The organism is Acinetobacter wanghuae (assembly GCF_009557235.1).
GTDB lineage: Bacteria > Pseudomonadota > Gammaproteobacteria > Pseudomonadales > Moraxellaceae > Acinetobacter > Acinetobacter wanghuae.
Map to the genome: position 1 here is coordinate 1,469,573 of NZ_CP045650.1, position 26,036 is coordinate 1,495,608.

The 26,036-nt window shown below is 41.5% G+C and carries 22 protein-coding genes, 2 tRNA genes and 3 rRNA genes; 10 read left to right on the forward strand and 17 right to left on the reverse strand.

Annotated elements, in window-relative coordinates:
* Positions 1–3: 3 nt before the first annotated feature.
* Entirely contained in the window at positions 4–528 is a 525-nt protein-coding gene (locus tag GFH30_RS06900) for a protein tyrosine phosphatase family protein (RefSeq protein ID WP_153371528.1), read from the forward strand.
* On the opposite strand, the gene ispF is transcribed toward GFH30_RS06900, so the two are convergent.
* Positions 516–1,004 (reverse strand): 2-C-methyl-D-erythritol 2,4-cyclodiphosphate synthase, encoded by a 489-nt coding sequence (gene ispF / locus GFH30_RS06905; RefSeq protein WP_153371529.1) that lies wholly within the window; start codon positions 1,002–1,004, stop codon positions 516–518. The genes GFH30_RS06900 and ispF overlap by 13 nt on opposite strands.
* A gap of 100 nt (positions 1,005–1,104) precedes the next feature.
* Here ispF and GFH30_RS06910 point away from each other — a divergent pair, with 100 nt between their 5' ends.
* Complete coding sequence (locus GFH30_RS06910; protein ID WP_153371530.1) at positions 1,105–1,746, forward strand: A1S_1983 family putative colistin resistance protein; 642 nt, start codon at positions 1,105–1,107, stop codon at positions 1,744–1,746.
* A gap of 21 nt (positions 1,747–1,767) precedes the next feature.
* On the opposite strand, the gene GFH30_RS06915 is transcribed toward GFH30_RS06910, so the two are convergent.
* The 6 genes from GFH30_RS06915 to GFH30_RS06940 form a co-directional block, all read right to left on the reverse strand.
* Positions 1,768–2,676, reverse strand: a complete 909-nt coding sequence (locus GFH30_RS06915) for an AEC family transporter (protein WP_153371531.1) — start codon at positions 2,674–2,676, stop codon at positions 1,768–1,770.
* A gap of 326 nt (positions 2,677–3,002) precedes the next feature.
* The gene (gene aroC / locus GFH30_RS06920) at positions 3,003–4,088 is read right to left on the reverse strand and encodes a chorismate synthase (RefSeq protein ID WP_153371532.1); all 1,086 of its coding nucleotides are present in this window, start codon (positions 4,086–4,088) and stop codon (positions 3,003–3,005) included.
* 13 nt (positions 4,089–4,101) lie between these two features.
* Positions 4,102–5,112, reverse strand: a complete 1,011-nt coding sequence (gene prmB, locus GFH30_RS06925; protein ID WP_153373391.1) for a 50S ribosomal protein L3 N(5)-glutamine methyltransferase — start codon at positions 5,110–5,112, stop codon at positions 4,102–4,104.
* Between the two features lie 175 nt (positions 5,113–5,287).
* Positions 5,288–5,752 carry a lysozyme inhibitor LprI family protein gene (locus GFH30_RS06930; protein ID WP_171501465.1) on the reverse strand — a complete coding sequence of 155 codons (465 nt, stop codon included), beginning with the start codon at positions 5,750–5,752 and terminating at the stop codon, positions 5,288–5,290.
* Between the two features lie 144 nt (positions 5,753–5,896).
* Complete coding sequence (locus GFH30_RS06935; RefSeq protein ID WP_153371534.1) at positions 5,897–6,367, reverse strand: hypothetical protein; 471 nt, start codon at positions 6,365–6,367, stop codon at positions 5,897–5,899.
* Positions 6,364–6,960: a hypothetical protein gene (locus GFH30_RS06940; protein ID WP_153371535.1), complete on the reverse strand. Its 597-nt coding sequence runs from the start codon at positions 6,958–6,960 to the stop codon at positions 6,364–6,366. The genes GFH30_RS06935 and GFH30_RS06940 overlap by 4 nt, the downstream gene beginning before the upstream one ends.
* A gap of 136 nt (positions 6,961–7,096) precedes the next feature.
* Here GFH30_RS06940 and GFH30_RS06945 point away from each other — a divergent pair, with 136 nt between their 5' ends.
* The 6 genes from GFH30_RS06945 (at position 7,097) to GFH30_RS06970 (ending at position 13,036) form a co-directional block, all read left to right on the forward strand.
* Positions 7,097–7,414 carry a hypothetical protein gene (locus tag GFH30_RS06945; protein ID WP_153371536.1) on the forward strand — a complete coding sequence of 106 codons (318 nt, stop codon included), beginning with the start codon at positions 7,097–7,099 and terminating at the stop codon, positions 7,412–7,414.
* Positions 7,415–7,557: 143 nt separating this feature from the next.
* Positions 7,558–8,931 carry an ABC1 kinase family protein gene (locus GFH30_RS06950; protein WP_153371537.1) on the forward strand — a complete coding sequence of 458 codons (1,374 nt, stop codon included), beginning with the start codon at positions 7,558–7,560 and terminating at the stop codon, positions 8,929–8,931.
* A gap of 240 nt (positions 8,932–9,171) precedes the next feature.
* Entirely contained in the window at positions 9,172–10,467 is a 1,296-nt protein-coding gene (locus GFH30_RS06955) for an acyl-CoA dehydrogenase family protein (protein ID WP_153371538.1), read from the forward strand.
* Positions 10,468–10,490: 23 nt separating this feature from the next.
* The gene (locus GFH30_RS06960; RefSeq protein WP_153371539.1) at positions 10,491–11,690 is read left to right on the forward strand and encodes an acyl-CoA dehydrogenase family protein; all 1,200 of its coding nucleotides are present in this window, start codon (positions 10,491–10,493) and stop codon (positions 11,688–11,690) included.
* Between the two features lie 103 nt (positions 11,691–11,793).
* A complete protein-coding gene (locus GFH30_RS06965; protein ID WP_153371540.1) occupies positions 11,794–12,285 on the forward strand; it encodes a GNAT family N-acetyltransferase in 492 nt (163 codons plus the stop codon).
* A gap of 202 nt (positions 12,286–12,487) precedes the next feature.
* The gene (locus GFH30_RS06970; RefSeq protein ID WP_153373393.1) at positions 12,488–13,036 is read left to right on the forward strand and encodes a lytic transglycosylase domain-containing protein; all 549 of its coding nucleotides are present in this window, start codon (positions 12,488–12,490) and stop codon (positions 13,034–13,036) included.
* Between the two features lie 134 nt (positions 13,037–13,170).
* Here GFH30_RS06970 and rrf read toward each other — a convergent pair.
* The 8 genes from rrf to ftsY form a co-directional block, all read right to left on the reverse strand.
* Positions 13,171–13,285: ribosomal RNA gene (rrf, locus tag GFH30_RS06975) — 5S ribosomal RNA — on the reverse strand.
* Positions 13,286–13,465: 180 nt separating this feature from the next.
* Positions 13,466–16,362, reverse strand: a 23S ribosomal RNA gene (locus GFH30_RS06980).
* A gap of 442 nt (positions 16,363–16,804) precedes the next feature.
* Positions 16,805–16,880: transfer RNA gene (locus GFH30_RS06985), tRNA-Ala, on the reverse strand.
* Positions 16,881–16,939: 59 nt separating this feature from the next.
* A tRNA-Ile gene (locus GFH30_RS06990) sits at positions 16,940–17,016 on the reverse strand.
* Between the two features lie 60 nt (positions 17,017–17,076).
* A 16S ribosomal RNA gene (locus GFH30_RS06995) occupies positions 17,077–18,614 on the reverse strand.
* Together the 16S, 23S and 5S rRNA genes with 2 tRNA genes alongside form the textbook arrangement of a ribosomal RNA operon.
* A gap of 490 nt (positions 18,615–19,104) precedes the next feature.
* The gene (locus tag GFH30_RS07000) at positions 19,105–19,761 is read right to left on the reverse strand and encodes a DUF2057 domain-containing protein (protein ID WP_153371541.1); all 657 of its coding nucleotides are present in this window, start codon (positions 19,759–19,761) and stop codon (positions 19,105–19,107) included.
* A 212-nt stretch (positions 19,762–19,973) separates the two neighbouring features.
* Positions 19,974–20,567 carry a nitroreductase family protein gene (locus GFH30_RS07005; RefSeq protein ID WP_153371542.1) on the reverse strand — a complete coding sequence of 198 codons (594 nt, stop codon included), beginning with the start codon at positions 20,565–20,567 and terminating at the stop codon, positions 19,974–19,976.
* Between the two features lie 298 nt (positions 20,568–20,865).
* The gene (gene ftsY, locus GFH30_RS07010; protein ID WP_153371543.1) at positions 20,866–21,978 is read right to left on the reverse strand and encodes a signal recognition particle-docking protein FtsY; all 1,113 of its coding nucleotides are present in this window, start codon (positions 21,976–21,978) and stop codon (positions 20,866–20,868) included.
* Between the two features lie 237 nt (positions 21,979–22,215).
* Here ftsY and GFH30_RS07015 point away from each other — a divergent pair, with 237 nt between their 5' ends.
* Together GFH30_RS07015 and GFH30_RS07020 are read left to right on the forward strand one after the other, a co-directional pair.
* Positions 22,216–23,562 (forward strand): M16 family metallopeptidase, encoded by a 1,347-nt coding sequence (locus GFH30_RS07015; RefSeq protein WP_153371544.1) that lies wholly within the window; start codon positions 22,216–22,218, stop codon positions 23,560–23,562.
* Positions 23,563–23,573: 11 nt separating this feature from the next.
* Positions 23,574–25,061, forward strand: a complete 1,488-nt coding sequence (locus GFH30_RS07020; protein WP_153371545.1) for a M16 family metallopeptidase — start codon at positions 23,574–23,576, stop codon at positions 25,059–25,061.
* A 19-nt stretch (positions 25,062–25,080) separates the two neighbouring features.
* Here GFH30_RS07020 and GFH30_RS07025 read toward each other — a convergent pair whose 3' ends face one another.
* On the reverse strand, positions 25,081–25,398 hold the full coding sequence (locus tag GFH30_RS07025; protein WP_153371546.1) for a hypothetical protein: 318 nt from the start codon (positions 25,396–25,398) through the stop codon (positions 25,081–25,083).
* A gap of 87 nt (positions 25,399–25,485) precedes the next feature.
* Positions 25,486–25,845, reverse strand: coding sequence for a hypothetical protein (locus GFH30_RS07030; protein ID WP_153371547.1), 360 nt, complete (start codon positions 25,843–25,845; stop codon positions 25,486–25,488).
* Positions 25,846–26,036 lie beyond the last annotated feature (191 nt).

Consider the following 26,036-nt stretch of genomic DNA (forward strand, 5'->3'; position numbering starts at 1 on the left):
CTGATGAATGAAATTGAAACTGCACTCAGTCATATTGAAAATTTTCAATTTATCCATGAGCATTTATTTAGCTCAGCTCAGCCGACGAAAGCAGAATTAAAACTGATTAAAGAATATGGCATTTCTACCATCATTAATGTGGCGGTCAGTGATACAGAACAATATTTAGAACATGAAGATAAAATTTGCCTTGATTTAGGCTTAAATTACATCCAATTGCCCATTTCATGGGAAACCCCATCAGACGATCAATGTTTGTTGGTATTAGATATGATCGACCATTTGGTTGAGCAACAAAGTGTTTGGGTGCATTGCAGCCAGAATTTTCATGTCAGTAGTTTGATGTATTTATATCGTCAATATTATATGGATATGGACATGCCAACGGCGCAAGAACTATTGCATCAAATTTGGGAACCTAACGCCACATGGACGGGTTTAATCCATGCCGTTGCCCTACAACTTCAAGGTCGTAAAGCAACCCAAGAATTACAGCGCTCGCTCATTAGCCCTGATCATTTTGCATGAGAAATCAATACAGTCGCTGTTGACATGATTCCTTCTTGACGACCCGTAAAGCCTAATTTTTCAGTGGTCGTCGCTTTGATACTAATTTGTGTCACCTCGACGTTTAACACATCTGCAATTGATTGACGCATCGCTAAATTATGCGGTGCCAATTTTGGCCGTTCACATGCCACAGTAATATCAGCATTATTGAGCACATAACCACGATCTAAAATCAGTTGATAAACATGTTTTAACAGCACACGACTATCCGCCCCTTTAAAATTGGGATCGGTATCAGGGAAATGCTGACCAATATCACCCAAAGCCAAAGCGCCCAATAAGGCATCTGCTAAGGCATGTAAAACTACATCACCATCAGAATGCGCTTTGAGTCCGTGCGTATGTGGAATTTGAATACCGGCTAAAGTAACAAAATCACCTGCTTCAAATGCATGCACATCCAAACCTTGACCAATACGAATTTGTGCAACCACTGTCTTATCCTTTGAAATATAACCGTTTGAAATCTTGTACACAGCGTTTCGATTTCGCTATAGTTAGCACATTCGAAACGAATAGAAAGTATAAGCGATCATGTGGCTGAAAACTGATATAAATATGTTGAAAATCACTGGGCTTTTGTTTGGTTTAGGCTTTTTTTCGACACCAACAAGCTTTGCAAATCAAGAACTGTGTACAGCGACGTCCGCTCAAATGCGATGTTCACCACAGCTTGAAGACTTTCGAGTTAAATTATCAGAACAATATTTTACCGCTTATTTAATTACCGATGCGCCTTTGCGTTTATTGCAAGACACCCAGCAACTCTGGTCGTATCGCTTAAATCAATGCAAAAAAATTGCCTGTTTTCAGCAACAATTTGAATCGCGCTTAGATGAAATCAACATTTTTATTTCATTGAATCAAAGTTTAACGCAGCATTATTTAAAATATGAAAATGGCAAGATTGCCCGACCTGCGGTACATCTTAAGGTTCATCAACTGGGTAAAGACAAAATCAAGATTGAAGGAACGGCTTATCGTAGCCCTAAAAATCGACTTGAAACCCAAACGATTCCTTTTCTAGCCTATACCACCCCGGATGAAAAAGCGGAAATCACCAACAATGAAAATGATTGCAAGTATCACTTTAACTATGAAAAAGCCATTTTATCTGTGAGTAGTTCACAACAAGGCTGTGAACGATTTAACGGCATTTACCGTCTGTATGATTAATCTATCAAACTCCGTCAATCTTTAGATTAGCAGCGTTAACACCAATGGCAAAGTAAACGCAGCCACCACCGTTTGCAAACTAATAATACTTGCCATCAACTCAGCATCTCCGCCATACACACGTGTCAGCACGTAAGAAGCAGATGCTGTCGGTAATGCAAAGAACAGCACCATGACTTGAGTCACAAGCAGCGACACCGCAAAGCTGCGACATAATGCATAAGCAATAAGTGGCATCAATAATAATCTGAGCACCGTATTCAATAAAATCGGTTTAATATCTTGATGTAGCTTATGAAACTGCAAAGCCGCGCCAACACACATTAATCCAAGTGGTAAACTGCAAATGGCAAGCAACTCAATAAATTGCTCAATCCCTGTCCACATGGTTAGCCCAGAAAAGTTATAAACTCCCCCTAAAATGCAGCCTACAATCAGCGGATTCTTCAGTAAGCTCAACAGCACTTTTGATATTTTTAAATTATCATGATGCGTCAATGCTAAAACCGAGATGACATTGACTAAGGGAATACACAGCACCAGTAAAATAGCGAAAATGGTCATGCCAGCAGACTGAAATAAACTACTGACCACTGCTAAGCCAATATACGTGTTAAACCTTAAAATGCCTTGCACATAGACACCAAAGCGTGCAAAGCCCATATTGTGATATTTTTTAAAAGCATACAGCATCGCAGTCATGCTGAGCATGATGGTGATCGCGACCAAACTCACCTGCTGAATTGACTTTAACGCAATATCCGCATGCGCCAGATTCAAAAACAGCATGACAGGAAAAAGTACATAATAATTTAATTTTTCTGCAGCGCGCCAAAATCCGACATCAAGCCAATTGCTTTTCTGAAGTAAATAACCAAAGGAGATGAGTGCAATGAGGGGAAATAATGCAGCGATAACAATCTGGATCATGTTTAAACTCTAAACCACGAGGCATATGCCGTATCGACATATACAAGACTGTATTGTTATAGCATCTCGATCGCTGAGCCACCATCATTAAAGGCTTTTTATTGAAATTATAAGTCTTTCAAAGGTTTGTGATTATTTTTGTGAATCATAAAATGTGAATTTTATGCTTATTCTAACTATGACACTGATGAAGATTCGTTTGCATTTCTCTCTATCATTTCTCGCGAACACACTAAAAAAAGAGCAAGACCATTCCAAACGATTGGGCACAAAAAAGTCAGACCGAAGTCTGACTTTAATCTGAATCATATTATAAATATTTACGCTTAAATCGGCTCGAATGGCGCAACCACATCGGCATTTTGCGCACGATGACGCATAAAGTGATCCATTAGCACAATTGCAAACATTGCTTCTGCAATAGGCGTCGCACGGACACCCACACATGGATCATGACGACCTTTGGTCAACACATCAGTATCTTTTCGATCCAAATTAATGGTTTTGCCCGGAGTCGTAATTGAAGCGGTTGGTTTGAGTGCAATCGCGACACGAATATCTTGACCACTCGAAATGCCGCCCAAAATACCACCGGCATGATTCGCTAAGAAACCATCAGTCGTCAGTTCATCACGGCTTTCATGACCGAACTGCTCCGCCACACCAAAACCATCGCCAATTTCTACGCCTTTGACTGCATTAATTGACATCATCGCATGGGCGATGTCGGCATCAAGGCGGTCAAATACAGGCTCACCCCAACCCACTGGCACATTGGATGCAATGATTTCAAGCTTTGCACCGCAACTGGTGCCTTGCTCACGCAATGAAGTCACAAGGGCTTCAAAACGTGGTACAGCATCCACATCACCACAGAAAAATGGATTGTTCGGTACTTCGTTCCAATCCATTTTTTCTGTTTTTTCAGTGCCGATTTGCGTCACGTGACCACGAATTTCGATACCGAATTTTTCAAAGAGAAATTTCTTGGCAATTGCACCCGCTGCCACACGCATTGCAGTTTCACGTGCACTTGAACGACCACCACCGCGATAATCACGGAAACCATACTTATGGGTATAAGTATAGTCCGCATGATTTGGACGGAATGTTTGTGCAATATTGCCGTAATCTTTTGATTTTTGATCTGTATTGCGAATCAATAAACCAATTGATGTCCCTGTGGTTTTACCCTCAAAAACCCCAGAGATAATTTCGACTTCATCCGGCTCTTTACGCTGAGTCGCAAATTTTGACGTGCCCGGCTTACGACGGTCTAAGTCAATTTGCAAATCGGTTGCTGAAAGTTCAATCCCTGGTGGCACGCCATCAACGATCGCCATAAGGCCAACGCCATGAGATTCACCACAAGTCGTTACACGGAACAGTTGCCCTATACTATTACCTGCCATGTGTTACGACTCCTTATGCTTGAATAGATTGAATAAATAGATCTCGATACGTACGGCATTGCTGTGCAGTTAATGCAAAGATACCTGAACCACCTTTTTGGAACTGCAACCAGTAGAAATCAACGGTATTGAAGTTCTGCTTCATTGCCCACTCAGAATTACCTACTTCAATCACGATTAAGCCATCTTCAGTCAAGTAATCTGCTGCTTGCGCCAACATTTTACGAACTAAATCTAAGCCATCTTGACCCGCAGCAAGTGCCATTTCAGGCTCATGATGGAATTCATCTGGTAAATCTGCCATATCTTCTGCATCCACATACGGTGGGTTCGATACGATCAAATCATATTGATTTTCAGCAGGAATTTTTTCAAATAAGTCAGATTCTAGCAATGCTACATTGAACTGTTGGTTATGATGTTCACAGTTAATTTGTGCGACTTCTAAAGCATCTTTTGATAAATCTGTCGCATCAACTTCTGCTTCTGGGAATGCATAAGCTAAAGCAATCGCGATACAACCTGAACCTGTACACATATCTAAAATACGACGTGGCATTTTCGGTGCAGGATTTTCAGGTAAGTTATTTAACCCTTCACGTGGCTCATGATTTTCATCTAAGCAGTAAGGTGCGAAACGGTTTTGAATCAATTCTGCAATCGGTGAACGTGGAATCAATACGCGTTCATCTACATAAAATGGTTTGCCATCAAAATATGCCAAGTTTAATAAATAAGAGGTTGGCATACGTTCGTTAATACGGCGCTCAAGCAAGCTTAATACTTCCGCTTTTTCGCTTGGCAATAATTTTGAGTCTAGGATTTCTGGATTTGCACTCCAATCCAAAGACAAGGTTTGTAATACAAGTGCTGAACTTTCAGCAACATAATCTTCTGTACCTTGACCCAAGTGCGCATCATATTGACGTAATGCTGTGACACCAAAGCGGATAAAATCACGAATTGTGCTTAGGTTTTCAGCGGCTTCCTGAATATGTTCAGGGCTAATAGTCGGTCGATCCACGTAGGGCGTCTCCAAGGTCATTTTTAAAACGCCTTATAATACCCTGTTTCTAGCCCATTGATAATGCTGAACGCATGAAAAATACGAATTGTTCCATGAATCTCACACGCATCATTTTTTGAAGAATTTAAGCTGTAGATACAACCATCAAATCTACACGAGATAATCTGCTCAATTAACGCTTACTGGGTACAAATGAGCGTGATGCATAACGATTCGATTGTTCAATAGTCATGGCTAACTTGCATTCTGCAACTTGTACATGCGCATATTTGCCTGTATTAGAAGATTTACAGCGCTGATCACGTCGAACTTCCCAAATTTTATGCTCTTTACGAATTTGCTCAGTGCGTGTTGGATTGGCTTTTAAATACTTTTTATAATTTTGCTGTAGTAATTTAGCATGATCATTTTGCTCACTTTTTAAACATTTTTCAGCCTGATCAGCAACGCCACGCGATGCATTCATACATTGAATAAATTCTCGTGAATACCCTGTGGCAGCATGTACTTGAAAACATGAACCAAGCAGTAAAAGCATACTAAATCCGACCAAACGCATACAATCCCCTGTGCCTAAAAGGCTGAATTTATCAAAAAATAAGCTGTTTAATTTATATGCGAATATTACCTGAGTCATCGGCATTTTTCTAATGCTTTATCAAATCGTGTCAAAAACCAATCATAAAATCCATGCAAAATTCTCATTTTGCTGCTGTATCACATGCTTGTTGTGCTTTAACAATCAGTTTTAAATCATTAAAGCACATGGATTTATAGCCTTTTATCCAAAAGGATTGCCGATATAACAATAGACCGTTGCTTCTTTACTGGTCTTTTCAATTTCTGGTGCCATATGTGGTTGCTGAGAACGATTAAACTTAATTTGATTAAATTTCGCTTTGGCTTCTGGCGTACGAATATCAAAGACGATCCATTGTGTTCGATCTTTGGAACGACCTGTCACAAACTCGATACTTTTCACTTTAACACCGCGATACTGTGCATTTTTCAAGACATATTTATCACCCCAAGATGTTTGACTACCATCTTCAATGTGCTGCGCCACTTGGTTCTTAAAGCTTGATTTTAGGTGCATTTCATCATCAATTTCGTCATAAAAATCAAATACAATGCCACGTGACTGACAGCCTTGTTCGAGTCTAGGACTCAACTGTGCAGTCAAATCAAAAACAGCGGCAGTGACGTGACTGGCATACATTAAGCTTGCTGCACATAGAATTTTTTTCATCATGATAAGGTTACTCCGCATTGCGCGATATATTGGGTTGGCTGCGTCACCGATGGATAAAGTGCAACGTAGTACATCACCCCTTCGATATTTTTAGACATGAGATACATATAGTCGGCATATACCTCTTTTCCCTTCACTGTTGCCATGGGTGAAAATGGATGTGGTAATTTTTTTAGTTGAGACTGCGGTAATTTTTTAAACCGATATTGAGCGGTTTCAAGCTGCTGCTGATGTGCATGAATATCACCGGTCATTTGTACGTTCAGGTAATGCCCATATCCATGGAAGTCAGAAAAATTAAAGCCTTTTATTCTTTGAGTTGCACTTATGGCTTTAAATTCATAGATCAGACTACCTTCAGCATCGTCATCAACATTTGGACTGATGTCTTTAAAATCTTTTTTGAGCTGTTGACGCATTTTTTGATCTCGAACCGTGACATCCATACTGTGATCAAATAAACGTAGTACGGGTTGCTCGGTATTTTGCCAAGCACGGCATGTGAGCAGATTATTTAATTCATTTAATGAATCATTGGCATAAATACTGGTCGATAGACTCAGCATCCCCAATAACAAAGTTTTATTTAACAATCAAACATCCATATGTGTTTTTTAAAATATAATTATACGAATAAACAATAACTTACAAATAATGCATTGGTCTAAGGACTTTATTTTTAGTCCATGACCCCCATTACATTTGAGAGTCTAGATTGATGAAGTTGAAATGAGCTATAAACACAACAATTTAATGGCAATGCGCGAAAGCTATTGGAATGATCAGACCTCTCAGCACGTTGCAGAAGAAAAGCGGGTCTTACAACAGACCCTGCAAGCGCTCGGTGTGTTTGATCAGCCCTCAGAAGAAGATGCCAAATATGTCTTTTTTAGCTTACCCAGTATTATTATTGTCAAAGGTTATGCACTTGGCTTTGCACATGACCGCGTTCAGCAACTGATTACTCAACATATCCGAACAAATAAGCAACAGTTGCAGCAAAAAACCACGTTAAAAATTCAATATCACATGTCATCCTATCGCTGAGATGGTCTGCTTTGAATAGAGCGTGTACATCTTGACTATAAATTCAGTGTCTTAAACTTTTTTAATACGTGAAGACACGCTAATATCCGCTACAATGATTTATTGATTTATTCTGCGAAATGCCGAGAAAGGATTGAGTTTACATGTCAGATCAGAACGATAAGCTTAAACAATTGAAAACCTCCTCTATGGATCGACGCTTATCAATCGCGAAAGCATCCCTTTTGGCAGGCACACGTTGGGCAGCATCGAACGCGACGTCTATGTTCTCAAATGAAGAAGAAAAAGAAAAAAAACGCAAAAAAGCCATGAAACAACAGGCCGATTACTTGGTTTCAGAAATTGGCAAACTCAAAGGTTCGATTGTCAAAATTGGTCAAATGATGGCGCTGTATGGCGAGCATTTTTTACCAGAAGAAGTCACTCAAGCGCTCAATACGCTAAATAACCAAACTGTAGCATTGGCATGGCCGGCAATTAAAACGCAATTGCAAAGCCAATTAGGTTCAAAACTCGATGATCTAGTCATTGACCATGAGCCTTTAGGAACCGCTTCTCTAGCTCAGGTACATCGCGCGACGCGTAAATCCGATGGTCTAGAGGTGGTTTTAAAAATTCAGTATCCGGGTGTGGCAGATGCCATTGACTCAGATATGAGTTTGTTTAAAAACATGCTGAAATTGACGCGTATTGTGCCGCAAACCCGTGAATTTGATCAGTGGTTTGATGAAGTGCGTGAAATGATGCATCGTGAAGTGGATTATCACATTGAAGCAGCCACGACTCGTCGTTTTACACAGCGCTTAGAAAATGATCCACGTTACATCGTGCCAAGTATTATTGATGAATATTCAACTGCGCGTGTGCTATGCATGACCTTTGAACGTGGTGTACCGATCAATAGCCCTGTGATGTTGTCTTTACCACAAGAACGTCGCAATCAACTGGGTGAAGCTTCTTTAGAAATTGCCGTACGCGAAATTTTTGAATGGGGCGAAATGCAGACAGATCCAAATTTTGGCAATTATTTGGTCCGTTTAGCAAGCGCTGAACAAGCATTGGATCAAATTGTTCTGCTTGATTTCGGTGCTATTCGTCAATTTGACGCACACCTGTTAAGCGTGGCGCGTAATTTGCTTAAAGCAGGTTATCATCACGATGCTGATCTAATGGTCAAAGCCATGACGGGATATGACTTTTTTGATTCCATTCCACAAAGCATTAAACCCGATATGGCAAAAGTGTTCTTATTAGCGACCGAAGCCTTTAGTTCACCTTTGAATAATCAAGAACTTCCTGCTGGTGTGATGCTTGAACAGGACCGCTATGATTGGAAGAAAAGCCAATTGCATAGTCGTGTGATTCAACAGGCTTCAAAATCCATGGCTTCACGTTATTTCAGTGTTCCACCGAAAGAGTTTATGTTTATTAGCCGTAAATTTATTGGTGCGTATACCTTTATGACAGTCATCGATGCGAAAACTAATGTCCGCGCTATGATTAAACCCTATATTTAATTATTCAAAATTTTTTTCTTTAAAGATTGATCTGTTTGATTTGTCATTCAGGTCAATTTTTTTATTTAAATTTCCACCTACCACCTAATAATAAACATAGTATTCATATACTTAAAACATATTAATACTTCTTTTAAATCTTTATTTTATGCCAATAAAAGCCGTCAATCCTGACATGGTTTTTTAAGGATGATCGTGTCAGCATGATCATCAGAATTAAAAGATATTCAGGGAACAATAATGACAAATATGGTTAATAAAGCACAAGGAATCGGTTTATCCTTACTCACCAAACTTGCAAGTAGTGATCTGCTCGATCAGCTAAAATTACGCAAATTTGTTGAAAATTCACTCTATCAAGGCTCTAAAGCAGGCTTTAAAACTTTAAGTAAAACTCAAAAATGGCTAAAACCTAACTCCATCAACGCTAAACAACGCCTTACACCGCAATCGAAATCTTTGTTCGATTTAAGCTTAAATGAAGAGCAACAAATGACCGTTGATGCAATGAGTCAATTTGCGCAGGAAGTGATCTACCCACTCGCGCACGATGCTGATCATTTAGAAAAATTCCCAGAAACCTTGTGGCAACACCTCACCGACCTCGGCTTAAATTTTTATGCTTTACCTGAGGCATTTGGTGGTGTAGCAACTGAAAAGAATAAAGTGAGTAATATTCTGATCGCTGAGAGCTTAGCCAAAGGCGATTTTAGTATTACAGCAGGACTACTCTCAACTTTTAGTGCAATTAATGCCTTCACCCAATGGGGATCGGATGCGATTCAAGCAGAATATCTACACGCATTTTCAGAAAATCCAGAACTTAAAGCCACCTTTGCCGTTCAAGAAGAAACCCCCGCTTTTAATCCTTATGCATTGAAAACTAAAGCCTATCTTAAAGAGGGTCAATACTTTATTGAGGGTGAAAAAACCTTAGTCATGCTCGCTGAAATTGCTGATCTTTATATTGTCAGTGCAATGTTAGATGAGCGAGCTGATGTCTTTGTAGTGAAACGCAATGAAAGTATCTGCTTCAAAAAATCACCGGCAATGGGACTAAAAGCAGCCGAAACAGCCACGCTGCAATTTAAACAAAGCCCTGCCCAACGCTTAGGCGATGTCGATTTTAACTACACCGAATTTGTTGATTTAGGCAATTTAATGTGGTGCGCCATGGCGATTGGTAGCTGTGAAGCCATCAAAGAATATTGTGTTCAATATGCTAATGAACGGACTGCTTTTGGTGAACCCATTTCGCATCGTCAAAGTGTCGCATTTATGATTGCTGATATGGCGATTGAAATTGATGCCATGCGTATGTTGGTGCTAAATGCCGCAAGTTTGGCAGAAACAGAGGCTTCTTTTCATCGTGAAGCCTATTTGGCACGTTTATTATGCGCAGAAAAATCAATGAAAATAGGGACAGATGGTGTACAAATTTTAGGAGGTCATGGCTTTACCAAAGAGCATCCAGTCGAACGTTGGTATCGTGATTTACGTGCAACGGCTATCGTACATTCAGGCTTACATGCTTAATCAACAATAAAAAGGACAAAATCATGAATTTACAAAATCCGAAAAAATTTAAATTATTGATTGATCAAGCACATGAAGTTGCACTCAATGTACTGCGCCCTATTTCACGGAAATATGACAAAGCCGAGCACGCCTATCCAAAAGAACTTGATATGCTTGCTGCTGTCGTCGATGGCATGAACCAAGGCAGTGATGGCATGAATGCCGGTGCAGCCGTCAATAAACGTGGCGATACGGATAATTCGAATAAAAATGGTGTCAATATGTCCACAGCTCTGAGTATTGTGGAGATGTGCTATGGCGATACTGGATTACTTCTCTCGATGCCACGTCAGGGTCTAGGTAATTCAGCGATTGCAGCGGTGGCTAATGATGAGCAGCTTAAACGTTTCGATGGCACATGGGCAGCAATGGCAATCACGGAGCCCAATTGCGGCTCAGATTCAGCAGCGATTGGTACCACAGCAGTCAAAGATGGTGATGATTACATCCTCAATGGTGAAAAAATCTTTGTGACCTCAGGTGAACGCGCTGACTCTGTCGTAGTTTGGGCAACCTTAGATAAAAAGTTAGGACGTGCTGCGATCAAATCGTTTGTTGTACCGAAAGGTACACCCGGCATGACCATTGAACGTCTAGAACACAAGCTTGGTATTAAAGCATCAGATACCGCTGCGATTAGCTTTGTTGATTGCCGTGTACCTGCTGCCAATCTATTAGGCAATGCCGAAATTGATGTTGCTAAAGGCTTTGCTGGTGTGATGGAAACTTTTGATAACACCCGTCCACTTGTGGCTGCCATGGCAGTCGGCTGTGCAAAAGCCTCTTTAGAGCGTATTAAGGAAATTTTCAACGATCAACTTGATGAACATTATGCAACGCCTTATTTACAGACCTCTCATCTTGCTGCGCAAATTTATCGCCTGGAAGCGGAATGGGAAGCGGCACGCTTACTCATGTTAAAAGCTGCTTGGATGGCAGATAACCGCCAACCCAACTCACGCGAAGCTTCTATAGCCAAAGCAAAAGCAGGTCGTGTTGCTAATGAAATTACCTTAAAGTGTGTCGAGCTTGCTGCGAGTGTTGGCTATAACGAAAATGAGTTATTGGAAAAATGGGCACGTGACTCAAAAATTCTTGATATTTTTGAAGGCACACAACAAATTCAACAACTCATCATTGCTCGTCGTGAACTCGGTAAAAGCTCTAGTGAGTTAAAATAGTTTGATAAAACGCACTTAAATTGAATATAAAGCATTTAATAACGATTGATTTTTAAAGTATTTCTAGCTATAAAAATTCATCGTTATTTTGTTTTATGCCATTATGTTTTCAATTCGTCCTATTCGTCACGAAGACAATCCTCAAATTGCTCGTATTATCCGTGAAGTCTCAGTAGAGTTTGGTCTGGCTGCAGAATCCGGTTTCGCTGTCGGCGATACTATCTTAGATCAACTTTTTGAAGTCTATGATCAAGAGCATTCACAATATTGGGTTATCGTCGATGAAAATGACCAAGTTCTTGGCGGTGGTGGTATCGCCCCTTTAAAAGGTGATGAATATACGCTAGAAATACAAAAAATGTATTTTTTAACTGAAATACGCCAACACGGTTTCGCAAAGAAACTGCTTCATTTAGCCTTTGAATTTGCTAAAAAGCAAAATTTTAATCAGATCTATTTGGAAACCACAAAATCACTCTGGCAAGCAGTCAAACTGTATGAAAAGCTTGGGTTTGTTCATTTAAGCCATCCGATGGGCAACACGGGACATAGTGCGGCATGTGAAATTTGGATGAGCAAAAATCTGATTCAATAACAGTGGTTAAACACATAAGATACTTAGGCTATTTAAAGCTAAGTATCTTCATCAAAATTAAGGATTTCACTATTCAAAGTTAAGCGAATGAACATGCTTACGCTTTCATACTTGACGCTATCGGTTAGGCTAACTACTATCTTGAAAAATTGATGCTCTTGGATTTATTTTGCTCACTCAAAAATTAACAACTTTTAGTCCGATGTCTAAAAAATTAAGCTTATCTTCTTTCTTAAAATCAACAGTTGTCATTGCCACACTATCGAGCTTATTTGGATGTTCATCCTTAGGCGGTGGCTCAATTGAAAAACGTGCGAGTAAATTAGCCACAGGCATTCAAAAAGCCTATCGCGTTCCTGCAACGACAGCGCAACGTGTGTCTCCACTGATTATACAAAGCAGTCAGCAATATAATATTGACCCACTCACTATGGCTGCACTGATCCGTCAAGAGTCAAGCTATCGCAGTCAAGTTAGCTCACATGCGGGTGCTGTAGGTCTTACTCAAGTTATGCCAAGATATTGGCAGCAAAGTTGCCCAGGTGATCTCTATGATGAAACCATTAATATAAATTGTGGCAGCTTTATTTTGGCAAAATATGAGCAATCAGCTGGTAGTATGAAAAAAGCGCTAGGCTACTATAATGTTGGACCTTCAAATTATGAAAATAATCGTAAAATGCGTAAACAAGGTAAACGTTATGCTAAACAAGTTAAACAACATCAGAAAGCTTTAAAAAGCGCATTATAAATGTCAAAATTAAAGGGGCTCTATTTAGAGCCTTTTTTATAATCATTTTAGAACTATTATTATAAATTTAACTTTCCTCCCCACAAAGAAAAACCCCCCTCAATCTATTGATTGAGGGGGTTTTTGAATTAATGAGCTGGCGATGACTTACTCTCACATGGGTAATCCCACACTACCATCAGCGCTAAGAGGTTTCACTTCTGAGTTCGGGAAGGGATCAGGTGGTTCACTCTTGCTATTGTCGCCAGCACAACTGTTTATGATTACTCGCTATGGTCTTAGTTGCTTTCGCATGCCTAGCTTTGGTCAAAAGAGTTATTAACAGAGATATTTGAGTATCGATGCGTTGCTTAATTTTACTTAGCTTTCAAACTAAATCAAGTTGTTTTGTAGTGATTTCGACTACAACACCAACTGTTTGGGTGTTGTATAGTCAAGCCTCACGAGCAATTAGTATTGGTCAGCTTCATACATCACTGCACTTCCACATCCAACCTATCAACGTCGTAGTCTTCAACGGCTCTTTAGAGGACATAAAGTCCTTGGGAAATCTTATCTTGAGGTAGGCTTCCCGCTTAGATGCTTTCAGCGGTTATCCCTTCCGAACATAGCTACCCGGCGATGCGACTGGCGTCACAACCGGTACACCAGAGGTTCGTCCACTCTGGTCCTCTCGTACTAGGAGCAGATCCTCTCAAATTTCCAACGCCCACGGTAGATAGGGACCGAACTGTCTCACGACGTTCTAAACCCAGCTCGCGTACCTCTTTAAATGGCGAACAGCCATACCCTTGGGACCTGCTTCAGCCCCAGGATGAGATGAGCCGACATCGAGGTGCCAAACACCGCCGTCGATATGAACTCTTGGGCGGTATCAGCCTGTTATCCCCAGAGTACCTTTTATCCGTTGAGCGATGGCCCTTCCATACAGAACCACCGGATCACTAAGACCTACTTTCGTACCTGCTCGACTTGTGGGTCTCGCAGTTAAGCGCGCTTTTGCCTTTATACTCTACGCGTGATTTCCGACCACGCTGAGCGCACCTTCGTACTCCTCCGTTACTCTTTAGGAGGAGACCGCCCCAGTCAAACTACCCACCAGACATGGTCCTCGCTCCAGATTATGGAGCAGAGTTAGAACCTCAATATTACCAGGGTGGTATTTCAAGATTGGCTCCATCGCAACTAGCGTCACGACTTCAAAGCCTCCCACCTATCCTACACAAGTAAGATCAAAGTTCAATGTCAAGCTGCAGTAAAGGTTCACGGGGTCTTTCCGTCTAGCCGCGGGTACACCGCATCTTCACGGCGAATTCGATTTCACTGAGTCTCTGCTGGAGACAGCGCCCCCATCATTATGCCATTCGTGCAGGTCGGAACTTACCCGACAAGGAATTTCGCTACCTTAGGACCGTTATAGTTACGGCCGCCGTTTACTGGGGCTTCGATCAATAGCTTCGCTTGCGCTAACCACATCAATTAACCTTCCAGCACCGGGCAGGCATCACACCCTATACGTCCACTTTCGTGTTTGCAGAGTGCTATGTTTTTAATAAACAGTTGCAGGGGCCTGGTTTCTGTGGCTGTCAACCGCTCAGGAAGTAAATTCCGTCACCGTCGACAGCGTACCTTCTCCCGAAGTTACGGTACCATTTTGCCTAGTTCCTTCAGCAGAGTTCTCTCAAGCGCTTTGGTCTACTCGACCTGACCACCTGTGTCGGTTTCGGGTACGATTCCTGTGTAACTGAAGCTTAGAGACTTTTCCTGGAAGTATGGTATCAGCCACTTCGCTGTACAAGTACAGCTTGCTATCAACTCTCAGCATAGAGCACCCCGGATTTGCCTAAGATGCATGCCTACTGTCTTTCACCTGGACAACCAACGCCAGGCTGACTTAACCTTCTCCGTCCTCTCATCGCATTACACAGAAGTATTGGAATATTAACCAATTTCCCATCGACTACGCCTCTCGGCCTCGCCTTAGGGGTCGACTCACCCAGCCCCGATTAACGTTGGACTGGAACCCTTGGTCTTTCAGCGAACGAGTTTTTCACTCGTTTTGTCGTTACTCACGTCAGCATTCGCACTTCTGATACCTCCAGCAGACTTCTCAATCCACCTTCATCGGCTTACAGAACGCTCCCCTACCACTTGCAATAAATTGCAAATCCGCAGCTTCGGCATATAGTTTTAGCCCCGTTACATCTTCCGCGCAGGCCGACTCGACTAGTGAGCTATTACGCTTTCTTTAAAGGGTGGCTGCTTCTAAGCCAACCTCCTAGCTGTCTATGCCTTCCCACATCGTTTCCCACTTAACTATAATTTTGGGGCCTTAGCTGGCGGTCTGGATTGTTTTCCTCTTGACTACGGACGTTAGCACCCGCAGTCTGTCTCCCGGATAGTACTCATTGGTATTCGGAGTTTGCATCGGTTTGGTAAGTCGGGATGACCCCCTAGCCGAAACAGTGCTCTACCCCCAATGGTATTCGTCCGAGGCGCTACCTAAATAGCTTTCGGGGAGAACCAGCTATCACCGAGTTTGATTAGCCTTTCACCCCTATCCACAAGTCATCCCCTGGCTTTTCAACGACAGTGGGTTCGGTCCTCCAGTTAGTGTTACCCAACCTTCAACCTGCTCATGGATAGATCACCCGGTTTCGGGTCTACACCCAGCAACTAAACGCCCTATTAAGACTCGATTTCTCTACGGCTCCCCTATTCGGTTAACCTTGCTACTGAATGTAAGTCGCTGACCCATTATACAAAAGGTACGCAGTCACCGGACACAATGCCGGCTCCCACTGCTTGTATGCATGCGGTTTCAGGATCTATTTCACTCCCCTCACAGGGGTTCTTTTCGCCTTTCCCTCACGGTACTGGTTCACTATCGGTCAGTCAGGAGTATTTAGCCTTGGAGGATGGTCCCCCCATATTCAGACAAGGTTTCACGTGCCTCGCCCTACTCGTCATCATTACATAAGCCCTTTCGTGTACGGGAATATCACCCTCTACGTTCGCACTTCCCAGAGCGTTCCACTAAAGCTTATGTAACTTAATGGGCTGATCCCCGTTCGCTCGCCGCTACTAAGGGAATCTCAATTGATTTCTTTTCCTAAGGGTACTGAGATGTTTCACTTCCCCTCGTTCGCCTTGCATGACTATGTATTCATCATGCAATACCTACCTTATGGTAAGTGGGTTTCCCCATTCAGACATCTCCGGATCACAGGATATTTGCCGCCTCCCCGGAGCTTTTCGCAGGCTATTACGTCTTTCATCGCCTCTGACTGCCAAGGCATCCACCACATGCACTTAATTACTTGACTATACAACCCCAAACAGTCGACGGTACCTACAAGGAGCACCTTCAACATACAGTTCGAAGTACTGTGAATTTTAATCACTGTACAGCTTCAATCAAAATCATATACCAAAACGCTTGATTCAGTTAATCGCTAGTTTCTCATCAATCACTCAACTAGAAATTGCTTTCTAATCTTGTTTTTAATGAGCCTTAAACAATTTATTTCAACTCAAATATATTCTGTTAATGATTATCTACGTCCTCATCGGATCGTAGCAACTGTGATAAATCACAGAGATTACCAAGTGCGCGTATCATAACGCTTATACTTGTTAATCTCTAGGATCTAAACACTTGATAGCTCAAGGACTAATCAACCTCAGCACCGTATGATCACATACTGCGCGAAGCGTAGCTTCTTGCCTAAATTTCAAGGAAAAGCATGCTTTTCTTGTCTTGAAATTTGGTGGAGACTAACGGAGTCGAACCGTTGACCTCCTGCGTGCAAAGCAGGCGCTCTACCAACTAAGCTAAGTCCCCAGCTTATCATTTAGATCAATGATTCTGATCTCTGTACTCTGCAATTGCTTGCTTGCAGATGGTGGGTCTGACAAGACTTGAACTTGTGACCCCACGCTTATCAAGCGTGTGCTCTAACCAACTGAGCTACAGACCCTCAGGTACATCGTATGAAGAACAACTTGTTGTGGATTCTTACCAATCGTCAATCTTTCGTTAAGGAGGTGATCCAGCCGCAGGTTCCCCTACGGCTACCTTGTTACGACTTCACCCCAGTCGTCGGCCACACCGTGGTAACCGCCCTCAATTAAGTTAGGCTAGCTACTTCTGGTGCAACAAACTCCCATGGTGTGACGGGCGGTGTGTACAAGGCCCGGGAACGTATTCACCGCGGCATTCTGATCCGCGATTACTAGCGATTCCGACTTCATGGAGTCGAGTTGCAGACTCCAATCCGGACTACGATCGGCTTTTTGAGATTAGCATCCTATCGCTAGGTAGCAACCCTTTGTACCGACCATTGTAGCACGTGTGTAGCCCTGGTCGTAAGGGCCATGATGACTTGACGTCGTCCCCGCCTTCCTCCAGTTTGTCACTGGCAGTATCCTTAAAGTTCCCGGCTTAACCCGCTGGCAAATAAGGAAAAGGGTTGCGCTCGTTGCGGGACTTAACCCAACATCTCACGACACGAGCTGACGACAGCCATGCAGCACCTGTATGTAAGCTCCCGAAGGCACCAATCCATCTCTGGAAAGTTCTTACTATGTCAAGACCAGGTAAGGTTCTTCGCGTTGCATCGAATTAAACCACATGCTCCACCGCTTGTGCGGGCCCCCGTCAATTCATTTGAGTTTTAGTCTTGCGACCGTACTCCCCAGGCGGTCTACTTATCGCGTTAGCTGCGCCACTAAAGTCTCAAAGACCCCAACGGCTAGTAGACATCGTTTACGGCATGGACTACCAGGGTATCTAATCCTGTTTGCTCCCCATGCTTTCGTGCCTCAGTGTCAGTATTAGGCCAGATGGCTGCCTTCGCCATCGGTATTCCTCCAGATCTCTACGCATTTCACCGCTACACCTGGAATTCTACCATCCTCTCCCATACTCTAGCCAACCAGTATCGAATGCAATTCCTAAGTTAAGCTCAGGGATTTCACATTTGACTTAATTGGCCACCTACGCACGCTTTACGCCCAGTAAATCCGATTAACGCTCGCACCCTCTGTATTACCGCGGCTGCTGGCACAGAGTTAGCCGGTGCTTATTCTGCGAGTAACGTCCACGCACCTAGAGTATTAGTCTAGGGCGCCTCCTCCTCGCTTAAAGTGCTTTACAACCAAAAGGCCTTCTTCACACACGCGGCATGGCTGGATCAGGGTTCCCCCCATTGTCCAATATTCCCCACTGCTGCCTCCCGTAGGAGTCTGGGCCGTGTCTCAGTCCCAGTGTGGCGGATCATCCTCTCAGACCCGCTACAGATCGTCGCCTTGGTAGGCCTTTACCCCACCAACTAGCTAATCTGACTTAGGCTCATCCATTAACGCAAGGTCCGAAGATCCCCTGCTTTCCCCCGTAGGGCGTATGCGGTATTAGCAGTCGTTTCCAACTGTTGTCCCCCATTAATGGGCAGATTCCTAAGTATTACTCACCCGTCCGCCGCTGAATCCAGTAGCAAGCTACTTTCATCCGCTCGACTTGCATGTGTTAAGCCTGCCGCCAGCGTTCAATCTGAGCCATGATCAAACTCTTCAGTTTAAAATCAGTAGTAGCTTAAAGGCTACCAATCTTGGCTCATCAATTTTCTGACAAATATTTCTCAAATAAACTTCGAGTAATTTCTACCATCAATCAATGAAAATAATTTCGATCAATCAATCAGTAAAAATCCACACAAGTTGTTCTTCATAATCTCTTAATGATCTTCTTAATACTTCGTCAGTATTAAGATTAAAACCATTTCATTAACAACTCAGCACTTAGTGCGTTTCGCTGTAACGTCTTGATGCTGCGTATTCTATACAGTTTCCAAAGTAGCGCAAGCCCTTTTCATATAATAATCATAAAAAATGATGTGTACGTTCATTTTTTAATCCATTTTATCTATTTTTAGTATTTTTATGCCGTTTTATAAGGTTTATAAACCCTAAATTGTAATTTTATTGATTTATTAATATGACTTAAAATAAAAGGACTGGTCTCAACCAATCCTTTTTGACTTTGCTTAAGACTTAATACTTTTGTTGGTTTAATGAGATTGAGCGCCTAACCAAGACATAAATTTTTGGCGTTCTGCTTTACTGGCTTTTTGCCAAAGCTGAATGAGCTGTTGATCTGTCGTTGTGATATTTACTGTTGTCGTTGGTGCCGCTTGAGCAATCGGTACGACTGGTTGAGTATAAATTGCAGCAGGTTGATTAATTGGTGCTGTTGTTTTAGTTGTTAAATCTACAGTTTTACCAACAAGACTATTTTGAAACCAAGGTTTAGCAGCATCGTTGGCACCAGATTGCTGCACCAACAACTGATTTTTCGCATCATACAAAGCAACAACAGGCTGATCTTTAAATTTTTGCGCATCTTCAAAGTTCTTAGGTGCATTGATCAAAGCTAAATGATAACTTTCACCCTCTTTTAATTCGGGCGTTTTAATCGTAACTACACCTGATTTTAAAATATCATGTGAATTATCCCAATGTTCAAAGTATTCTTGATAACGAACGCGAATTGAATTTGATCCTGCATCTAATTGATAAGCTTGATTCGCACGTAGAATAGAAGCACTGACTTCCTGCTCATTAACAGCAATGATTTTTATTTCTTCTGGCACCGTCAAATTTACTGCCGCAAAAACAGGGGTCATACTGCAAAATGCTGCCACTGTTGCAAGAATTCGTAATTTCATTCTAATCACTCATTTTGATGATGTAAGTTGGGTCGCACTATGCAGCCCTTGAATGACAATAATATGACAAAAGCACCGATGCAATCCAAATCACGGCTAGCACTTATTCTGATATTCATCCCATTTTTTATGCGACTTACGATCTAGCGGAATAATTTCAAACTTCAATCATAAGAAAAGGAGCAAACAATGCTCCTTTTTTATCATTTGGATTAGCCGAAGGTTTTAAAACGTTCGCTATCATCCATAAAGGTTTTATCACCAGCCGGTGCTTCAATTGACCCGAAGACCAATTGTGCGCGAAGTTTCCAATTATCAGGCACACCATAAGTTTGCGCAACCTCTTCATCTACAATTGGATTGTAATGCTGCAAAGATGCACCAATACCCTTTTCAGCCAATGCTGTCCAAGTTGCAAATTGTGCAATCGCTGATGAATGCTCTGACCAAATTGGGAAATTATCAGCATATAAAGCAAATTGCTCTTGTAAACCTTTTACAACTGCTTGATCTTCATAAAACAACGCTGTGCCATAACCTGCAGCAAAGCTATTAATTTTTGCATTGGTACCCTCAAAGGCTTCAGCAGGAACAATCTTTCTTAAGGTTTCGCGCACAATACCCCAAAACTGCTCATGGGCTTCAGCAAATAAAATCACAACACGTGATGTTTGCGAGTTAAATGAAGACGGACTTTGACGTACTGCTTCTTTAATGGTGCTTTCAATTTCAGATTTATCTACATTTACATTTTTGCCAATTGCATAAATAGTACGGCGTTGTTTAATTTGCTCTAAAAAAGCCATGATTCAACCTCTGTATTTTGATTATTGATCAATCGATAACGCTATAGTACGTGAATGGATTGTTTTTCACAGGTTCATCTCTATAACGAAGTGTTTTATATATAGAACAATAAGCTGAGAATTTAAAATTTGATTTGTATATTTTTGATAAATGGTTTCTTAAAAATAGATATGTTAAAGCGTTTAATTTAGTTTGAATGAGCAAACTATTAGACACGTATCACTGCGAAATATCCAAAGCTATAAAATAAAAAAACTCCGCATAGGCGAAGTTTTTTTATTTGGCAATTTTTATCGCTTATTTATTGTCTGTTTCAAATAATGCAGCAACAAATGACTTAGCAGAGAACGGACGTAAATCATCAATTTTCTCGCCCACACCAATAAATCGAATCGGAACATGCGTACGGCTTGCAATGTTAAAGAGCACGCCGCCTTTTGCAGTACCATCAAGTTTAGTAATGGTTAAACCTGTTAAACCAACTGCTTCATCAAACATTTCAACTTGGTTAATGGCATTTTGACCTGTACCAGCATCAACCACTAACATCACTTCATGTGGTGCGGTCGCATCAATTTTTTGCATGACACGTTTTACTTTGGTCAATTCTTGCATTAAGTGACTTTTGTTATGCAAACGACCCGCTGTATCTGCAATAAGAACATCCACACCTTTGGCACGTGCGCTTTCAAATGCATCAAAAATCACAGAAGCAGAGTCTGCACCATGCCCTTGAGCAACCACAGAGATGTTGTTACGTTCACCCCAAATTTGTAATTGTTCAGTCGCTGCAGCACGGAATGTATCACCCGCCGCCAACATGACTTTTTTACCTTCACCTTGTAAGCGTTTCGCCAACTTACCAATCGTCGTGGTTTTACCCACACCATTTACACCCACTACCAAAATCACAAAAGGTGCTTTGTTTGGATCAATATGTAAAGGTTTCACACGTGGGGCAAGTAAAGCCACCAATTCTTCTTGTAAGGCTTTATACAATGAGTGCGAGTAAATCAAATCACCACGTGCCGTACGTTCGGTTAAATTGGCAATGATGGTTTTGGTCGCTTCAACACCAATGTCTGCGACTAAAAGCTGTTCCTCAACTTCTTCTAATAATTCATCATCAATTTCTTTACCACCGATGAGGATATTCACCATACCGTCTGCAAGATTTTTACGGGTTTTGGTTAAACCCTCTTTCATACGGCTAAAGAAACCACCTTTTGCTTCAGGTTGTTCATTGTCAGCCTCAGCGACTTGAGCAACTGGTGCAGTTTCTACCACTGCTTGCTTCGGTGTTTCTATAATAGGCACATTAATCGCAGGTAAGCCTGGCAATGTGACATCGTCATCTCCGATATCAGCATCAATCAAAAATTTATTTTGCCCATTAGATTGTTGTTGCATGCCGAATCCTTGAAAAGCATCACGTTAAAAAACCGAATTCTATCATAAGTTCTCTGCTTTTGAGCCAACAAAGCAAAAGCGTGAGTACTACACTAAAAAACAACACGCAATTGTTGCTTTCATAAACATATTTCTGAAAAATAAAGCAATAATACTTTGTTCCCTTCTTTGGAAGCATACGTGCGCAAATATCTTATAACAATCAAAACAAAATCAAATCTATTCAAGAAAAGTATCATGTCTTTGGGTTTCATCACATTATCCGTCTTGAATTCGAGCATCCAGGCTGAGGTGCAATCAGAACTCTCTCGCACAATGTTTGAAACGACACTCAACAATGGTTTAAAAGTGATTATTCGGGAAGACCATCGTGCGCCTATGGTGATGACACATATTTGGTATAAAGTCGGCAGCAATGATGAATCAGGCAATGTCTTAGGTGTATCCCATGTGCTTGAACACATGATGTTCAAAGGGACAAGCAAAGTTCCCAATGATGAATTTACCCGATTAAGTCGCATCTACGGCGGTCGTATCAATGCGGCAACATCCAATAATTACACCAATTATTATCAACTTTATCCTAAAGCGTATTTCCCCATGGCATTGGAACTTGAAGCAGATCGCATGACCAATTTGGTATTGCGTCAACAAGACTTTGAGCCTGAAATAAAGGTCGTCATGGAAGAACGTCGGCAACGCACCGAAGATCATCCTCGTGCACGTGCATTTGAACGCTTTAAATGGATCAGTTATCCCACCAGTCACTATCGTCAACCTGTGATTGGTCACATGAAAACCTTAAATAACATCCAATTAAGTGATGTGAAGAAATGGTATCAAGATTGGTATAGCCCTAATAATGCTATTTTGGTCATCGTAGGCGATGTCGATGCAGAACAAGCACTACAACAGGTACAAAAATACTTTGGCAATATTCCAGCGCGACCGACACCACAACGCAATGATGTACTTGAATTTGAGCGGCTTGGCTATCGGCATATGGAAATCAAAACCAATATTCAAGTCCCAAACTTGTATATGACATGGAATACCAAAAGCATCGGCAGTGCCAAAAATCCACAAGATGCTTATGCCCTCAGTATTATTCGTAGTTTACTCGACAGTGGCATTTCATCTCGCTTGCAAGAGCGCTTGGTGCGAGATCGTAAAGTACTCACCTCGGTCAGTGTGGCTTATGATCCCTATAGTCGCGGTGATGGATTATTGAGTATTTCAGCACTGCCTGCGCCTGGTATCAGCATTCAATTTGCTGAGCAAGCGATTCAACAGCAAATTGATTTGTTAAAAACCGCTTCTATTTCTCGGCAAGAGATTGAACGTATTCGCACACGCTTTATCGCCAATTTAATTTATGGTCAGGACGATCTGGCAGCTCAAGCGAAAATGATCGGAAATTTAGAAGTGAATGGATTAAGTTATCGTCTCATGGATCAACTACCGCAACACTTCGAAAAGGTCAGTAGCCAAGATATTCAGCGCGTTGCCAATACTTATTTGGTACGAGAGAATCTGAGTACGCTTTATATTGTGCCAGAAATGCCTGAAACCAAACCCAAATAGGGAGCAAGACGATGTTGTATATAAAGAAACTTGCTCTTATCTGCACCATTTCTTTCTATTCAAACGCGTGGGCAGAAATCGACTTACATACCGATGAACCGACCGAAGATCCCTCTACTCAACTACAGAGTATGAAGAGCTTACAAAGTTTAAAATCAGTGACCCTGAATGCTGAAGCGCAAGCTCCGTTGGTACACGATTTAAAAAATCGTCACAACGTTCGCACGCTCTTTGTTGAGACCCAAGATTTACCCATGGTTGATATTCAACTGACCTTTGATGCAGGTGCAGCACGTGATGGCGAGATTGAATCCGGTTTATCTGGCCTTTCGACCATGGCAGCAAAACTGATGCGCGAAGGTACACAGAAATATACAGCTCAACAAATTGCAGCAGTCTTTGATGAAACGGGTGCACAATTTAGCGTACAAAGTTATCGCGATATGTTTGTGGTACGTTTGCGTAAGCTTTCCGATCCGAAAAAGCTTGAAACGGCACTGAATATGCTGCTTGAAGTTCTAAAAAATTCGACCTTTAAACCACACAGCATTGGCATGGTGGTGAGTAATACACAAGTAGGACAAAAACAGCTTAAGGAAAATCCAAGCCGTTTAATGGATATTCAGTTTTATCGTACTGTATACGGTGCGCACCCTTATGCTGAACCGATTTCTGGCACCATCGGCAGCACTAAAAAAATCACATCGGAACATCTTAAAAAATTCCGCGATCAATTTTTGGTGGCGCAAAATATGAATATTGCCATTACGGGCAAATTAACAGCAAAACAGGCACTCGCTCTCTCAGAACGAATTTCAACAGGCATTCGACAAGGTCAAGCGGCTCAGGATTTAAGCCAACCTCAAGCGAACACGGATTTTGTGATTCGACATTTTCCGTACAGTGCATCCCAAGCCTATGTCACTATGGGACATATTGGACCCGCTCGCGCGACAAAAGATAAATTGGCTTTAGATATTGCCAATCGGATGTTTGGCGGTGGAGGATTTAATAGTGTGTTAATGCAAGAACTGCGAGTAAAACGCGGTCTAGCCTATAGCGCTTATAGTTCCTTTGTATTTAGCCAAGCACCTGGCATTTTTAGCTTAAAGTTTTCTACTCGTGAAGATCAGCTTTTGGAAAGCATTCAGGTTGCACACCAAGCCATGATTAAGTTTGTGAATGAACCCATTGATGCTCAAAGACTTGCCGAAACCAAAGCGGGCATGTTGCGTTCGTTCCCTAATTATTACAGCAGCAATGCCAGCATGAACTCCGTATTAGGTTCTATGGGCTTTTACAATGAGCCAAACGATTATTTATCAGCATATGCTGAACGTTTAAGCAAAATTACTGCTGAGGATGTACAAAAAGCAGTTCGAACCCACATACAACCAGCGCGTTTGAATTTAGTGATTCTGACGAGTGAGTTAGATCAAAATGCATTAAGAACCATGTTGCAACAAAATTTAAATACGAGCCATACCACCCCACGTTAAGTGATACATTCAATTCTTGTCAGTCTTCTTGAATAGGCGGTAGCTGATTTGCACGCGTTGATTCTTGTTGATAGGCTTGCATTAATTTAAGGTATTGCCCACGCGTCATGTGCTGCTGTTGCACCAAATGCGCTGCTAAATCTTGGGTTTGTGGCAAATTATATTGTTGCGATAAAGCAAAGGCTTGGCGAAATTGATGAGCCGAAATAGGACGAAATAAAGCAACACTCGCCATGGCAATAATCAACACGACAATAAAAACAATAACACTGTTATAAATTTGTTCTAGCGTTAATTTTGAAAAAAACGCATTCATTTTTTCAATATTGAAAGACATACACTACCTCAAGTTAAAAGTAGTGTATGTATCTCACTCATGAAGTTCAAGTCAGGATGAGAATTTGTCTATAATTTAGCTTAGTCATTAAGAAATGTGGGTACGTACTACCGCAAACCATAAAATCATGACGATAAATGCCAATACGATGAAAATGGTAAAGACACTTAGACCTGCTTCCGCCTGCTCTGGATGTAAAGGATCCTCTTCGGCACTACGGGCGAGTTCATCATTATAAATTTTGTAGAACTGGGCACGCTGCTCTACATCTAGATCGCGAGTGAAATGATAAACTTCAATACGCTGTGCCAAAGTAAAGTTACCTAAATGAACGTCTTTTTCATAGATTGCATTATGGATTTTATGACGATGATCTTGCGCCAAGGCAATAATTTGACCTGCGGTTGGCGGCATATCAAACTGAATTCCATCGAGTGTTCTTGTCATGGCAATCTCCTTTTATTTATGGATTAGCTTATTTATATCTTAATGATTATTGTATTTGCATATCGTTTAATCATGTAAACTACACTGAAGCCAAAAATAAAACCAACGATAGTTGACTTTTCCATTATTTTGTAATATTAGTTTAATAATACTCTGCTAGAGTACTTTTTAGGTCAAGTGACCCATCCTGT